General features: G+C 66.6%; 14 protein-coding genes and 1 tRNA gene. 10 read left to right on the top strand and 5 right to left on the bottom strand.

Annotation, left to right across the window (positions count from 1 at the left end; all coding sequences use genetic code 11):
* Window positions 1-41: 41 nt before the first annotated feature.
* The 4 genes from ACO07J_RS15575 to ACO07J_RS15590 form a co-directional block, all read right to left on the bottom strand.
* Window positions 42-614 carry a cob(I)yrinic acid a,c-diamide adenosyltransferase gene (locus tag ACO07J_RS15575; RefSeq protein WP_422030594.1) on the bottom strand — a complete coding sequence of 191 codons (573 nt, stop codon included), beginning with the start codon at window positions 612-614 and terminating at the stop codon, window positions 42-44.
* Window position 615: 1 nt separating this feature from the next.
* Window positions 616-825, bottom strand: a complete 210-nt coding sequence (locus ACO07J_RS15580) for a twin transmembrane helix small protein (RefSeq protein WP_422030596.1) — start codon at window positions 823-825, stop codon at window positions 616-618.
* 84 nt (window positions 826-909) lie between these two features.
* Window positions 910-1,737, bottom strand: a complete 828-nt coding sequence (locus tag ACO07J_RS15585; RefSeq protein WP_422030598.1) for an SDR family NAD(P)-dependent oxidoreductase — start codon at window positions 1,735-1,737, stop codon at window positions 910-912.
* A gap of 19 nt (window positions 1,738-1,756) precedes the next feature.
* Window positions 1,757-2,371, bottom strand: a complete 615-nt coding sequence (locus tag ACO07J_RS15590) for an SH3 domain-containing protein (RefSeq protein WP_422030600.1) — start codon at window positions 2,369-2,371, stop codon at window positions 1,757-1,759.
* Window positions 2,372-2,507: 136 nt separating this feature from the next.
* On the opposite strand from ACO07J_RS15590, the gene ACO07J_RS15595 reads away from it, so the two are divergent.
* On the top strand, window positions 2,508-4,931 hold the full coding sequence (locus ACO07J_RS15595; RefSeq protein ID WP_422030602.1) for a DNA topoisomerase IV subunit A: 2,424 nt from the start codon (window positions 2,508-2,510) through the stop codon (window positions 4,929-4,931).
* A gap of 109 nt (window positions 4,932-5,040) precedes the next feature.
* Here ACO07J_RS15595 and ACO07J_RS15600 read toward each other — a convergent pair whose 3' ends face one another.
* A complete protein-coding gene (locus ACO07J_RS15600; RefSeq protein WP_422030604.1) occupies window positions 5,041-6,438 on the bottom strand; it encodes a cytochrome P450 in 1,398 nt (465 codons plus the stop codon).
* Between the two features lie 131 nt (window positions 6,439-6,569).
* Here ACO07J_RS15600 and ACO07J_RS15605 point away from each other — a divergent pair, with 131 nt between their 5' ends.
* The 9 genes from ACO07J_RS15605 to rplA all read left to right on the top strand — a co-directional run bounded on the left by ACO07J_RS15605 (window position 6,570) and on the right by rplA (window position 12,896).
* The gene (locus tag ACO07J_RS15605; protein ID WP_422030606.1) at window positions 6,570-7,316 is read left to right on the top strand and encodes a hypothetical protein; all 747 of its coding nucleotides are present in this window, start codon (window positions 6,570-6,572) and stop codon (window positions 7,314-7,316) included.
* 62 nt (window positions 7,317-7,378) lie between these two features.
* Window positions 7,379-8,554, top strand: coding sequence for an elongation factor Tu (gene tuf / locus ACO07J_RS15610; protein ID WP_422025827.1), 1,176 nt, complete (start codon window positions 7,379-7,381; stop codon window positions 8,552-8,554).
* A 167-nt stretch (window positions 8,555-8,721) separates the two neighbouring features.
* A complete protein-coding gene (locus ACO07J_RS15615; RefSeq protein ID WP_422030608.1) occupies window positions 8,722-9,381 on the top strand; it encodes a CatB-related O-acetyltransferase in 660 nt (219 codons plus the stop codon).
* An 86-nt stretch (window positions 9,382-9,467) separates the two neighbouring features.
* Window positions 9,468-9,543: transfer RNA gene (locus tag ACO07J_RS15620), tRNA-Trp, on the top strand.
* Window positions 9,544-9,888: 345 nt separating this feature from the next.
* On the top strand, window positions 9,889-10,572 hold the full coding sequence (locus ACO07J_RS15625; protein ID WP_422030610.1) for a hypothetical protein: 684 nt from the start codon (window positions 9,889-9,891) through the stop codon (window positions 10,570-10,572).
* A 135-nt stretch (window positions 10,573-10,707) separates the two neighbouring features.
* Window positions 10,708-10,905 carry a preprotein translocase subunit SecE gene (gene secE / locus ACO07J_RS15630; protein WP_057816445.1) on the top strand — a complete coding sequence of 66 codons (198 nt, stop codon included), beginning with the start codon at window positions 10,708-10,710 and terminating at the stop codon, window positions 10,903-10,905.
* A 188-nt stretch (window positions 10,906-11,093) separates the two neighbouring features.
* The gene (gene nusG / locus ACO07J_RS15635; protein ID WP_300896468.1) at window positions 11,094-11,627 is read left to right on the top strand and encodes a transcription termination/antitermination protein NusG; all 534 of its coding nucleotides are present in this window, start codon (window positions 11,094-11,096) and stop codon (window positions 11,625-11,627) included.
* Between the two features lie 134 nt (window positions 11,628-11,761).
* Window positions 11,762-12,187 carry a 50S ribosomal protein L11 gene (gene rplK, locus ACO07J_RS15640; RefSeq protein WP_350158542.1) on the top strand — a complete coding sequence of 142 codons (426 nt, stop codon included), beginning with the start codon at window positions 11,762-11,764 and terminating at the stop codon, window positions 12,185-12,187.
* 1 nt (window position 12,188) lies between these two features.
* Window positions 12,189-12,896, top strand: a complete 708-nt coding sequence (rplA, locus tag ACO07J_RS15645) for a 50S ribosomal protein L1 (protein ID WP_422030613.1) — start codon at window positions 12,189-12,191, stop codon at window positions 12,894-12,896.
* Window positions 12,897-12,932: the final 36 nt, after the last annotated feature.

The raw sequence follows: 12,932 nt of genomic DNA on the forward strand, positions 1-12,932 counted from the left end.
GGGCGCACGAAAGATTCTTGCCCTGCCAACCGGCCGTTTACCTAGCGGTTCTTGCCCGGCACCCAGAGGATATCGGCCTTGCCCCCGTCATTGGCGATTCGGGCGGCCACGAAGAACCAGTCGCTCAGCCGGTTGAGATACTTCACCGCCGCCGGGTTCACCGCCTCGTCCACCGCCAGCTCGGTCGCGTGCCGCTCGGCCCGGCGCGACACGGTCCGGCACAGGTGCAGGTAGGCGGCAAGCTCCGACCCGCCGGGCAGGATGAAGCTGCGCAGCGGCTCCAGCTCGCCGTTCATCGCGTCGATCTCGGCCTCCAGCCGCGCCACCTGGGTGTCGGATACGCGCAGGGGCGTGTATTCCGCTTCCTTGTCCTTCTCCATGTCCGGCCGGCACAGGTCGGCGCCAAGGTCGAACAGGTCATTCTGGATCCGCGCCAGCGCCTCGTCGCTTTCGCCGCTGGTCTTCAGCCGGGCCAGGCCCACCGTGGAGTTCACCTCGTCCACCGTGCCATAGGCCATCACCCGCATCGAATGCTTGGCCACCCGCGCGCCGTTGCCCAGCGCGGTATCGCCGGCGTCGCCGGTCCTGGTGTAGATCTTGTTCAGAACGACCATGTCACTGCCCTCCCTGTCGGCGGATGTAGACGAAAAGCAGGATCAGGACGACCGCCACCGCCTGCGCGATGATGCGCCAGCGCATGAGCTTGTTCGCCCGCTTGCTGTTCTCCAGCCCTTCCTTGCCGAACGTGCTGATCCCGAACAGAAGGATGGCGGCGACAACGCCACAGGCCAGCGCCACCAGGATGAAAAGCGGGTCGTCGAGCATGGGGTCGGCCTCCGTTGCGGTCCTGCCCGCCCATGTAGAGCGGATGCGCCGTCAGGCGAAAGGGAAAAACCGTCGCGGGGGGCGTCACCCCTTCGAGATCAGCCAGTCCAGCGCCCGCGTCGGCAGCACCCGCTTCAGCGCCCCCATCAGGTAGGTGGGCGTCGTCACGTAATAGCGCGGCCTTGGCCGGGGCGATTCCAGCGCATGGATCAGCTTCTTCGTCACCGCCGAGGCCGGCAGTTCGAACGTGTCGCGCCCCCGGTCCTCGTAGAGCCGGTGCAGAAGCCCCTCGTACTGCTCCCGCCGGGCCGAGCCCTTCCAGTCGATCCAGCGCTCGAAATGCGGGATCGAGTTGACCCGGATCTTCGAGGTCACGGGCCCCGGCTCGATCAGGATGACGTGAATACCGGTGCCCCGCATCTCGATCCGAAGCGTGTCAGTCAGCCCCTCCAGCGCCCATTTCGAGCTCACGTAGGCCCCGCGCCACTGCGCCACCACGAATCCCAGGATCGAGGAGTTCTGCACGATCCGCCCGTGCCCCTGCCGCCGCATCACCGGGATCACCTGCCGCGTCAGCTCGTGCCAGCCGAAGAAATTCGCCTCGAACACCTCGCGCAGCCCGTCTGTCGGCAGGTCCTCCACCGCGCCGGGGCAGGCGAAGGCGCCGTTGTTGAACAGCGCGTCGAGCGTGCCGCCGGTGGCGTCGAGCACCTCTTTCAGCCCCGCGGTGATGGTCGCGCTGTCCTCGTAATCGATCCGCGGGCTCTCGAACCCCGCCTCGCGCATCCGGGCGCAGTCTTCCTCTTTCCGGCATGACGCGAATACCCGCCAGCCCCGCGCGCGCATCCCCTGCGCCGCATCCCACCCGATGCCCGAGGAACACCCGGTAATGAGAAGTGATCGGTCGGACATCAGCGCCGCGCGGCCCGGGTCATTCCGGCTCGGTCACCAGCCACTCGGCCAGCCACCCCGTCTCGTAGGATTCCACGATCCGCACGTTGAGCCAGCCGTGGCCGGGATCCTCCAGCACCGCCACCTCGGTGCCCTTGGTCACCTGCGCCACCCGGTCGAAGGTCAGGCCGGGGCCCGAGCGCAGATCGACCATGCCCTCCTTGACCCAGCGCAACTGCGACGGGTCGAAGCTCGGATCGCCCAGCGCGGCAGACACGGCGGCGTCGATCGATTCCTGCGTCTCGAAATTCCGGTCGTCGATGTTCATCTGCAGAAGCTCCGCCTTGGGGCGGCTCGCCTCGGCCTCTATGACGCCCAACCCGTCGCTGCGGGTGGCGGCCAGCGTGACGGAAAGCTCCTCGGTCTCGGCCTCGGTCTCTTCCATGCCGTCCATCATCGCCTCGACCTGTGCCAGCGTCTGCAACTGGCGGTTCAGGTCTGCCTGCCGGGTGTCCTCTTCCGGCTCGGACTCGGGCTTTTCGATCTTCGATTGCACCTGGATGGAATTTTCGACCGGCGCGTAGTCGGCCCCGCCGCTCAGCACGTAGAACGACCAGCCCAACGCCACGAATGATACCAGTACGAAACGCCACATGGCGTACGATTCTCCCCAAGTGTTCAGGCAACGAACGTCAAACTACATGATTCGGTTGCATCCATCACAGGAAAAGGCGCACAAGGGGCCCGCTTGACGCTTTACGACCGTTCCCGCCGAAGCTATCACAGCATCTATGAGTGATTTGCTCGACGACCCCAATATAGACCCCGAAGCTGTGGCAGAACCGCTACGCCGTGCCATCGGCGAGCGCTACCTGACCTATGCGTTGTCGACGATCATGCACCGTGCGCTGCCCGATGCGCGCGACGGGCTGAAACCCGTGCACCGCCGCATCCTCTTCGCCATGCGCGAGCTGCGGCTCTCCTCCACCGGGGGCTTCCGCAAGTCGGCCAAGATCTCGGGCGACGTGATGGGCAACTACCACCCCCATGGCGACGCCGCGATCTACGACGCCATGGCGCGGCTGGCACAGGATTTCGCGGTGCGCTACCCGCTGGTCGACGGGCAGGGGAACTTCGGCAATATCGACGGCGACAACCCCGCCGCCAGCCGCTACACCGAGGCCCGGATGACCGCCGTCGCCGAGGCGATGCTCGACGGGCTGAACGAGAACGCGGTCGACTTCCGCGACAATTACGACGGCACCCTGCGCGAGCCTGTGGTGCTGCCGGCCTCCTTCCCGAACCTGCTGGCCAACGGCTCCTCGGGCATCGCGGTCGGCATGGCCACCAACATCCCGCCGCACAATATCGGCGAGCTGGTCGATGCCTGCCTGCACATCATCGCGACACCCGACTGCCGCGACGACACGCTCCTCAATTTCGTCAAGGGCCCCGACTTTCCCACCGGCGGCGTTGTCGTCGAACCGCAGGAAAGCATGGCCCAGGCCTACCGCACCGGCCGTGGCGCCTTCCGCCTGCGCTGCCTGTGGAACACCGAGGATCTCGGCCGCGGCCAATGGCAGATCGTCGTCACCGAAATCCCCTACCAGGTTCAGAAATCCAAGCTGATCGAGAAGCTGGCCGAGCTGATCCAGACCAAGAAAGTGCCGATCCTCGCCGACGTGCGCGACGAAAGCGCCGACGACGTGCGCATCGTGCTCGAACCCCGCTCGAAGAATGTCGAGCCCGACGTGCTGATGGGCATGCTCTACCGCAACTCCGACCTCGAGGTGCGGTTCTCGCTCAACATGAACGTGCTGATCGACGGGGTCACGCCCAAGGTCTGCTCGATGAAGGAGGTGCTGCGCGCCTTCCTCGACTTCCGGCGCGAGGTGCTGATCCGCCGCTCGCGGCACCGGTTGCAGAAGATCGACCACCGGCTCGAGGTGCTGCAGGGCCTGATCACGGCCTTCCTGAACCTCGACCGGGTGATCGAGATCATCCGCTACGACGACGATCCCAAGGCGGCGCTGATGTACGAGGACTGGAGCAAACCGCACCAGGCCTCGCTCATCCGCGCGATGGATGAGAGCCAGTATCGCTCGCCCCTCGCCGGTGTCGATACCGCGTCGCTGACCCTGATCTCCGAGGCCGACGCGGCGGCCACCGGCATCCTCGCCGAAACCGCCCCCGAACGGGAAATGCCGCAGATGTACGAGGGCCGCGAGAACGGCCTCTCGGACGTGCAGGCCGAGGCCATCCTCAACATGCGCCTCCGCAGCCTGCGCCGGCTCGAGGAAGAGGCGCTGGTCAAGGAACGCGACGACCTGATGGCCGAACGTTTCCAGATCGAGGACCTGCTCGAAGACGAATCCGTGCAGTGGACCGCCATCGCCAGCCAGTTGAAAGAGGTCAAGAAGACCTTCGGCAAGGACTACGAGGGCGGCGCCCGCCGCACCCGCATCGAGGAGGCCGGCGAGGTCGAAGAGGTGCCGCTCGAGGCCATGATCGACCGCGAGCCGATCACCGTGGTCTGCTCCAAGATGGGCTGGATCCGCGCCATGACCGGCCATATCGACCTCACCCGCGAGCTGAAGTTCAAGGATGGCGACGGCCCCCGCTTCATCTTCCACGCCGAAACCACCGACCGCCTGCTGGTCTTCGACTCGAACGGCCGCTTCTACACGCTCAGCGCCGCCAACCTGCCCGGCGGGCGCGGCATGGGCGAACCGCTGCGCCTGATGGTCGACCTGCCCAACGAGGCCGAGATCATCTCGCTCTTCATCCACCGACCGGGCGCCAAGCTGCTCGTGGCGTCCTCGGCGGGCGACGGCTTCCTCGTGGGCGAGGATGACGTGGTCGCCCAGACCCGCAGCGGCAAACAGGTGCTCAACGTGCGCGGCGACGTCCGCGCGCATGTCTGCAAGCCCGCCACCGGCGACCACGTCGCCTGCGTCGGCGAGAACCGCAAGGTGCTGGTCTTCCCGGCCGACGAACTGCCCGAGATGGGCCGCGGCAAGGGCGTCCGCCTGCAGCGCTACAAGGATGGCGGGCTCTCCGACGCCACCACCTTCAACCTCGCCGAGGGCCTCAGCTGGCTCGACCCGGCCGGCCGCACCCGCACCGAGACGAATCTCGAGGAATGGCTCGGCAAACGCGCCGGCGCCGGCCGCATGGCCCCCCGCGGCTTCCCCCGCGACAACACCTTCACCTAAGGCTTGAAGCCGCGTAGGCGCCCCCGTTTCTTCTGGCCCGAAATATCCCGGGGAGCTTGAGGGGCTGGCCCCTCAATCCCTCACCCTCCACACGCGCAACGCCCGAACCCTAGGCCGCCTCGCGAGACGGGCTGCCGGGCCCGGCGAGCGGCGCGGCCTCCAGCCACACCCCGCCCTCGGGCCTCAGCGTCAGGATCATCACCGGCTTCGGCTCCTTCCCCGCCACCGGCGTGAACCGGAACCGCGCCAGAAGCGTACCAAGGATGATCACCGCCTCCTGTATGGCAAAGGACGCCCCGATACAGATACGCGGCCCGTCCCCGAAGGGCAGGTAGCCATAGCGCGGCACCGCCTTGCGGTCGCTGAACCGCTCGGGCCGGAAGGCGTCCGGATCCTCCCACAACAGGTGATGCCGGTGCAGCGCATAGATCGGGATCATCACCGTATCCCCGGGCCGCACCTCCCGCCCGCACAGCTCGTCCTGCGCCATGGCGGTGCGCGACACCATGCCCGCCGGCGGGTAGAGGCGCAGCGCCTCGTCCACGATCATCCGGATGTAGGGCAAGTTCGCCACGTCCTCGCCGGTTACCGTCTGCCGGTCCCCCAGCACCTCGGCCAGTTCCGCCCGCGCCTTCTCCTGCACCCGCGGATCGAAGGCGCAGAGGTACAGCGCCCATGACAGTGTCAGCGCCGTCGTCTCATGCCCCGCCACGATGAAGGTCAGCAGGTTGTCGCGCAGCTCGGCCGTGTTCATCTGCCGCTTCGTCTTGGGGTCTTCCCCCTCAAGCAACAGGTCCAGCAGGTCGGGCACGCCCTCGGGGCCCCGTTCCCGCCGCGCCTCGATCGCCTGGTCCGCGATCCGGTGCATGTCCCGCACCGGCCCGCGCGAATAGATCAGCCGCCCGGGCCGCGGCACCCAGTTCGGCGCGCCCAGCACGTCGAGCAGGGAAATCCGGCCCGCCTCGGCGATATAGGCGTCGATCCCCTGGTGCACCCCCTCGGCATCGAACATCCCGTCGCCCGAAAACGTCACGTCGGCGATGACGTCGAAGGTGGTGCGCACCATATCCTGCGCCACGTCCACCGCCCGGTTATGGGCCGCACCGATCCGCTCGGCGCTGCGTTCCGCCGCTGCGCTCATGACGGGGGCAAGGTTCATGACGTTGCGGTGCGAAAAGACCGGCGCCGCCGTCCGCCGCTGCCAGCGCCAATGCGCGCCCTCGGCGATGAACAGCGACTCGCCGATCGCCGGCTTCAGCAGGTTCTTCGTCACCAGCGATTTCGGATAGCTGTCGAGGTTCTCCAGCAGCATCCGCCGGATGGCATCCGGGTCCATCACCATGTGCCAGCGCTTGGCTGTGCGCCCTGACACCATCGGCTGTCTCGTGGCAATCTCGGGGATGATCGACAGGATGTTGCTGCGCGCCGCGTTCAGGCTGCCGAGGATACCCAGCGGCCGGGTGCCCAGCGGTACCTTCACCGGGGTCGGGGCGTCCTTGAGGCTCATGGCATGGCTTCCTTTCCGCTTCTCCGGATATAGGCACAAGGCCCGCCCGGGGCAAATGCCGCGGCCCGCGTTGCGATGGCGGCACCGCTGCTGTATCCAGTCGGGACGCATTCTACCGGAAAGGGCCGCGGATGCCGCGTCTGATCGTTGTCTGTCTTTTCGCGCTGGCCCTCGCCGCCTGCACCGATGCCGGCGATCTCGACGCCCCCCCGGCGGATCTCGGCGACTTTCACCTCGGTCACAACGTCGTGGTCGCGCCCAAGCTCTTCAAGGGCCCGTTCTCGCGCGAGGCCAGCAAGGCGGAATGGATCGCGGTGATGAAGGCGGCGGTCGACGAGCGCTTCGGCCGGTACGAGGGCACGCGCCTCTATCACCTCGGGATCAGCGTCGACGGCTACGTGCTGGCCCAGCCCGGCATCCCGGTGGTCGCCGCGCCGAAATCCCTGCTGATCCTCAACGTCAATCTCTGGGACGATGCGGCGGGCAGGAAGCTCAACCCCGCCCCCAAGCGGATCACCGTCGCCGAAAGCTTCTCCGCCGATACCGTGGTGGGCTCCGGCCTGACCCTGACGCGCGACGAGCAGATGCAGAACCTCGCCCGCAACGCCGCCAAGCAGATCGAGACATGGCTGCGGAAGGAGAAACGGGCGAAGGGCTGGTTCGACAGCGGCCCGGCGCGCAAGCCGCGCACACCGGCCAAACCGGCACCGGAACCGGCACCCGCCCCCGAGGAACCGCCCGCCAGGACCGCGCCGAAACCGGCGCCGGCCCCGGCCGCCGAGGCCGGCGAAAGCCCCGGCGCGGCCCCATCCGACCCTGCGGACGCCCCGCGCCGGCGTTCGCAGGAAGCGCTTGATTTCCCCCGCGCAACCCAATAAATGCGCGCGGAGTATCAATTCGGGCCGTCTGGCCCCCCAACAGCATGAGAGCGCCCCGAGATATGGCAAAGGAAAAGTTTGACCGTTCGAAACCGCACGTGAACATCGGCACGATTGGGCACGTTGACCACGGCAAGACGACGCTGACCGCGGCGATTACCAAGCAGTTCGGCGAGTTCAAGGCGTATGACCAGATCGACGCGGCGCCGGAAGAGAAGGCGCGCGGGATCACCATCTCGACCGCGCACGTGGAGTACGAGACCGAGGCGCGCCACTATGCCCACGTCGACTGCCCCGGCCACGCCGACTACGTGAAGAACATGATCACCGGTGCCGCCCAGATGGACGGCGCGATCCTGGTGGTGAACGCGGCCGACGGCCCGATGCCGCAGACCCGCGAGCACATCCTGCTGGCCCGCCAGGTGGGCGTGCCCGCGCTGGTGGTGTTCCTCAACAAGGTCGACCAGGTCGACGACGAGGAGCTGCTCGAGCTGGTGGAGATGGAAGTGCGCGAACTTCTGTCGGCCTATGACTTCCCGGGCGACGACGTGCCGATCGTGGCCGGTTCGGCCCTGGCCGCGCTGGAAGACCGCGACGACAACATCGGCAAGGACAAGATCGCCGAGCTGATGGCCGCCGTCGACGAGTACATCCCGACGCCTGAGCGCGCCGTGGACCAGCCCTTCCTGATGCCGATCGAGGACGTGTTCTCGATTTCCGGCCGCGGGACGGTTGTGACCGGCCGTGTCGAGCGTGGCGTGATCAACGTGGGCGACGAGATCGAGATCGTCGGCATCAAGGACACCAAGAAGACGACCTGCACGGGCGTCGAGATGTTCCGCAAGCTGCTCGACCGCGGTGAGGCCGGCGACAACATCGGCGCGCTGCTGCGCGGTGTCGACCGTGACGACATCCAGCGGGGCCAGGTGCTGTGCAAGCCGAAATCGGTGACGCCGCACACCAAGTTCGAGTGCGAGGTCTACATCCTGACCAAGGATGAAGGCGGCCGTCACACGCCGTTCTTCGCCAACTACCGCCCGCAGTTCTACTTCCGGACGACGGACGTGACCGGCACCGTGACCCTGCCCGAGGGCACCGAGATGGTCATGCCCGGCGACAACCTGAAGTTCGGTGTCGAGCTGATCGCCCCGATCGCCATGGAAGACGGCCTCCGCTTCGCCATCCGCGAAGGCGGCCGCACCGTGGGTTCGGGTGTCGTGTCCAAAATTATCGAGTGATCGCCGCGCAGGCATCGCTTCAAGACTTCGAAAGGGCGCCCCTTGCGGCGCCCTTTCCTTTTCGCCGCCCCCCTGCTATCAGCCTCCCGCAGCCAATGGAGGGAACCATGGACCAAGCCGCCTGATCGCCTAACCCGACCCCGGACCGATCTATCGCGAGGCTTGCCATGCACCGCCCCTTTCCCGGCGCCGATACGCGCCATCCGCTGACCCTTCCCGACGGCCATGTCCACACCGGCACCGTCTTCCTGAAAAACGCCATCGACCATCCGCGCATCGAGGTGGGCGATTACACATACGCCAGCGCCCATGTCCCGCCCGAGGACTGGGCGGCGCACCTGGCGCCTTACCTCTACCCGGGCTCGCCCGAGCGGCTGCAGATCGGCCGTTTCTGCCAGATCGCCGATGGCGTCACCTTCATCACCGCCTCGGCCAATCACCGGCGCGACGGGTTCTCGACCTTTCCCTTCGCCGTCTTCGACGGCGGGCTCGAGGCGGGCCGCCCCTCGCTGCCGCAAAAACCTGATCCGGACACCGTAATCGGCCATGACGTCTGGCTGGGGCAGGGGGTGCGGGTGCTGCCCGGGGCCCGGCTTGGCCACGGCGTCATCGCCGGGGCGGGGGCCGTGGTGGCGGGGCATGTCCCGCCCTACACGCTGGTCGCCGGCAACCCGGCACGCCTCGTGCGCACCCGCTTCGACGCCGCCACCATCACCCGCCTGCTCGCCATCGCCTGGTGGGACTGGCCGATCGACCGCATCCTCGCCCACGAGGCGGCGATCTGCGGGGCCGACCTTGCCGCGCTCGAGCGCGCGGCGACCGGGTAATCCGCTCCCGCCCGGAATCCCCCGCCTTCCCCGAAATCGGGCTTGAACTTTCGCAGGCGTTGCCGTATCCGGGGCTTCGCTTGCGAAGGGGTATAGCTCAGCTGGTAGAGCGACGGTCTCCAAAACCGTAGGTCGCGGGTTCGAGCCCTGCTGCCCCTGCCATTCCTCCAGACACACCGACCCTCCGGAAACGCCCCTTTTGCGGGCGTCCTCACGCATGCGCACCCGCCATGGATGAATACGATTCGAATCGAATCGTGGATAGTCTCGACAGGGGAAATTTCCCATCGTCCCGGCACCGGAAACAGTTTTTTCCCAGCGAAATCAGTGTTGCCGAAAATGGGGCCGAAACGGGGCGAAAATGCGGCGCTCCACAATTCAGTCCGATAAATGCCACATTTGCGCCATAATTGAACCACAGAAAAACCCCCGTTCCCGGCGCGGCCCGAATGGGCGCCGGCACCGGGGCAGGCGTGGGGGCGTCAGACAAGTTGAACGAGTGCTGCCATGACCAAGTTTGTTGTCCTTTCGAAAACGAACCCGCACCTGCCCCACGATTCCGTCGAGCTGCAAAGCCCGCCGCCCGAGGACGCGTCGAACGACGATGTCGCGCAGAAGAACGCCGAGCTTTACATCAGCCAGCTGATGCAGGGCGACGGCCGTGCCGAGCCCGCGCTTGCCGACGCAACGCCCGAGCCCGCCGCGCAGCCGACGCCCCAGCCGAAGGGCGCCCGGTCGCTGCCGCCGCTCGAACCCCAGGAAGACCTCAGCGAGGAGCAGCGCCTGCGCGCCGCCTTCTCCGCCGAGGAGGATGAAGAGGCCGAGGCACCCCGCACCGGCCCGCTCTCGCGCATCCGCCCGCGTCACGCGGCCACCGTCGCGCTGGTGCTCATCGCCTTCTTCTGGCCGATCCACCTGGGCGGGGCCATCCTCGTCTTCGCGTGGTTCGCCGTGCTGGCGATTCACACGCTGCGCTACCTCGTGACCGCCGGGCACTGGCACCGCTTCGCCCGCCGCCGCCCGGTCTCCGCGGAACGGATGCGCCGCGCGATCGACCGCGCCGCCCTGCGGCTCGACACCGTGCTCGACTACCTTCCCGACAGCCTGGCCGAAAGCCTCGCGCTGCCCGACATGTCACAGCCGGTCGCCCGGGCCCGCGCCCCCCGCCACGGCGGCATGCGCACCTCCTGAACCCTTCCACTGGCACGCCTCAACGGGTCACACCCGCCCGGTTTCCCGGGCGGGTCTTGTCTGGACACTTGAATTCGCGCGGGGCTGCGCGTATGTCCGCCCGCAACGCGCATTCAGCTACAGGCATATCCGCACATGGCAATGACCAATCCGCTTCAGTTCATCCAGCAGGTCCGCTCGGAAGTCGCAAAGGTCGTCTGGCCCACCCGGCGCGAGGTGTTCCTGACCACGGTCATGGTCTTCATCATGGCCACCCTGACCGCGATTTTCTTCGCCCTGGTCGACCTGCTGATCCGCACCGGGCTGACGGGTGTCCTGGGCTTCTTCGGCTGAGCCTCAGAAATTCACCCCCTTGCCCTTGATTTCAAGGCGGTTTGGGGGTAGGCCAGCCGACACTCCGATACATGGCGCGCGGCGATTCGTGTTGCGCGCCGCTTTTTGTTTCGGGGACTTCGGGCCAAGGGCCTGAAAACACGAATATATCCGGCATCGCGCCGGGCTTGACAGGACTTGGTTGAACGATGGCAAAACGGTGGTACTCGGTTAGCGTTCTCTCGAATTTCGAGAAGAAGATTGCCGAGCAGATCAGACAATCCGTTGCCGAGCAAAGCCTCGAGGACGAGATCGACGAGGTTCTCGTGCCGACCGAGGAAGTGATCGAGGTGCGCCGCGGCAAGAAGGTCACGGCCGAGCGCCGGTTCATGCCGGGCTACGTGCTGGTCCACATGGAAATGTCGGACAAGGGCTATCACCTGATCAACTCGATCAACCGCGTCACCGGGTTCCTTGGTCCGCAGGGCCGCCCGATGCCGATGCGCGACGCCGAGGTGAACGCCATCCTGAACCGCGTCCAGGAAGGCGAGGAAGCACCGCGCACCCTCATCTCCTTCGAGGTGGGCGAGAAGGTGAAGGTCAACGACGGCCCGTTCGAGGATTTCGACGGCATGGTCGAGGAAGTCGACGACGACAACCAGCGCCTCAAGGTGATGGTGTCGATCTTCGGCCGGGAAACCCCGGTCGAGCTGGAATACACGCAGGTCACCAAGCAAGGCTGACCGCGCCCGAAATGCCCGGGTCTCCCGGGATGCCGAAGTGGAAGGCGAGCGCATCGCGATGCGCGGACCGGACCACACAACAAAGATCCCGCAGGGGCGCGCCCCCGGGAAGTTGGAAGTAAAGGAGAGGCCTCATGGCCAAGAAACTCGCAGGCACGATGAAGCTGCAAGTGCCCGCAGGTCAGGCGAACCCGTCCCCGCCCGTGGGTCCGGCGCTTGGTCAGCGCGGTATCAACATCATGGAATTCTGCAAGGCGTTCAACGCCAAGACGCAGGAGATGGAACCGGGCGCACCGTGCCCGACCGTCATCACCTACTATCAGGACAAGTCCTTTGAAATGGACATCAAGACGCCGCCGGCGTCCTATTACCTGAAGAAGGCCGCCAAGCTGAAATCCGGCGCCAAGACGCCGGGCCGCGAGTCCGTCGCGACCGTGTCGCCGAAACAGCTGCGCGAAATCGCCGAGGCCAAGTGGAAGGACCTCAACGCAAACGACGTCGAAGCCGCGATGAAGATCATCGCCGGTTCCGCACGCTCCATGGGCATCGAGGTGAAGTAAGATGGCAAAGCTCGGAAAACGCACCCGCGCCGCCCGCGAGGCCTTTGAAGGCAAGATGAACGTGACCGTCGAAGAGGCCGTCGCGCTGGTCAAGAACAACGCCAAGGCCAAGTTCGACGAAACCGTCGAGATCGCGCTGAACCTCGGCGTCGACACCCGCCACGCCGACCAGATGGTCCGCGGCGTCGTCGGCCTGCCCAACGGCACCGGCAAGGATGTCCGCGTCGCCGTCTTCGCCCGCGGCCCCAAGGCCGAAGAGGCCGAGAAGGCCGGTGCCGACATCGTCGGCGCAGAGGACCTGATGGAAACCGTGCAGTCGGGCAAGATCGACTTCGACCGCTGCATCGCCACGCCGGACATGATGCCGATCGTCGGCCGCCTGGGTAAGATCCTCGGCCCGCGCAACCTGATGCCGAACCCCAAGGTCGGCACGGTGACGATGGACGTGGCCGACGCCGTCAAGGCCGCCAAGGGCGGCGAGGTGCAGTTCAAGGCCGTCAAGGGCGGGATCGTTCATGCCGGCATCGGCAAGGCCTCCTTCGACGAGGCGAAGCTGGTCGAGAACGTGCGCGCCTTCGTGACCGCGGTGAACAAGGCCAAGCCGGCCGGCGCCAAGGGCACCTACATGAAGAAGATCTCGCTCACCTCGACCATGGGGCCGGGCGTTTCGATCGACGTGGGCGACGCGGCCAGCCTGGCCGACGCCTGAGAATTTGCCTCCGGTCTCTAGGGGCCGGGGCGAATG

The sequence above is a fragment of the Roseovarius sp. genome (genome assembly GCF_965228755.1).
In the GTDB taxonomy this organism is placed as follows: domain Bacteria; phylum Pseudomonadota; class Alphaproteobacteria; order Rhodobacterales; family Rhodobacteraceae; genus Roseovarius.

Coding starts and splice junctions, on each gene's coding strand:
- ACO07J_RS15575 (WP_422030594.1), bottom strand. CDS start 614: ATGGTCGTTCTGAACAAGATCTACACCAGGACCGGCGACGCCGGCGAT.
- ACO07J_RS15580 (WP_422030596.1), bottom strand. CDS start 825: ATGCTCGACGACCCGCTTTTCATCCTGGTGGCGCTGGCCTGTGGCGTT.
- ACO07J_RS15585 (WP_422030598.1), bottom strand. CDS start 1,737: ATGTCCGACCGATCACTTCTCATTACCGGGTGTTCCTCGGGCATCGGG.
- ACO07J_RS15590 (WP_422030600.1), bottom strand. CDS start 2,371: ATGTGGCGTTTCGTACTGGTATCATTCGTGGCGTTGGGCTGGTCGTTC.
- ACO07J_RS15595 (WP_422030602.1), top strand. CDS start 2,508: ATGAGTGATTTGCTCGACGACCCCAATATAGACCCCGAAGCTGTGGCA.
- ACO07J_RS15600 (WP_422030604.1), bottom strand. CDS start 6,438: ATGAGCCTCAAGGACGCCCCGACCCCGGTGAAGGTACCGCTGGGCACC.
- ACO07J_RS15605 (WP_422030606.1), top strand. CDS start 6,570: ATGCCGCGTCTGATCGTTGTCTGTCTTTTCGCGCTGGCCCTCGCCGCC.
- tuf (WP_422025827.1), top strand. CDS start 7,379: ATGGCAAAGGAAAAGTTTGACCGTTCGAAACCGCACGTGAACATCGGC.
- ACO07J_RS15615 (WP_422030608.1), top strand. CDS start 8,722: ATGCACCGCCCCTTTCCCGGCGCCGATACGCGCCATCCGCTGACCCTT.
- ACO07J_RS15625 (WP_422030610.1), top strand. CDS start 9,889: ATGACCAAGTTTGTTGTCCTTTCGAAAACGAACCCGCACCTGCCCCAC.
- secE (WP_057816445.1), top strand. CDS start 10,708: ATGGCAATGACCAATCCGCTTCAGTTCATCCAGCAGGTCCGCTCGGAA.
- nusG (WP_300896468.1), top strand. CDS start 11,094: ATGGCAAAACGGTGGTACTCGGTTAGCGTTCTCTCGAATTTCGAGAAG.
- rplK (WP_350158542.1), top strand. CDS start 11,762: ATGGCCAAGAAACTCGCAGGCACGATGAAGCTGCAAGTGCCCGCAGGT.
- rplA (WP_422030613.1), top strand. CDS start 12,189: ATGGCAAAGCTCGGAAAACGCACCCGCGCCGCCCGCGAGGCCTTTGAA.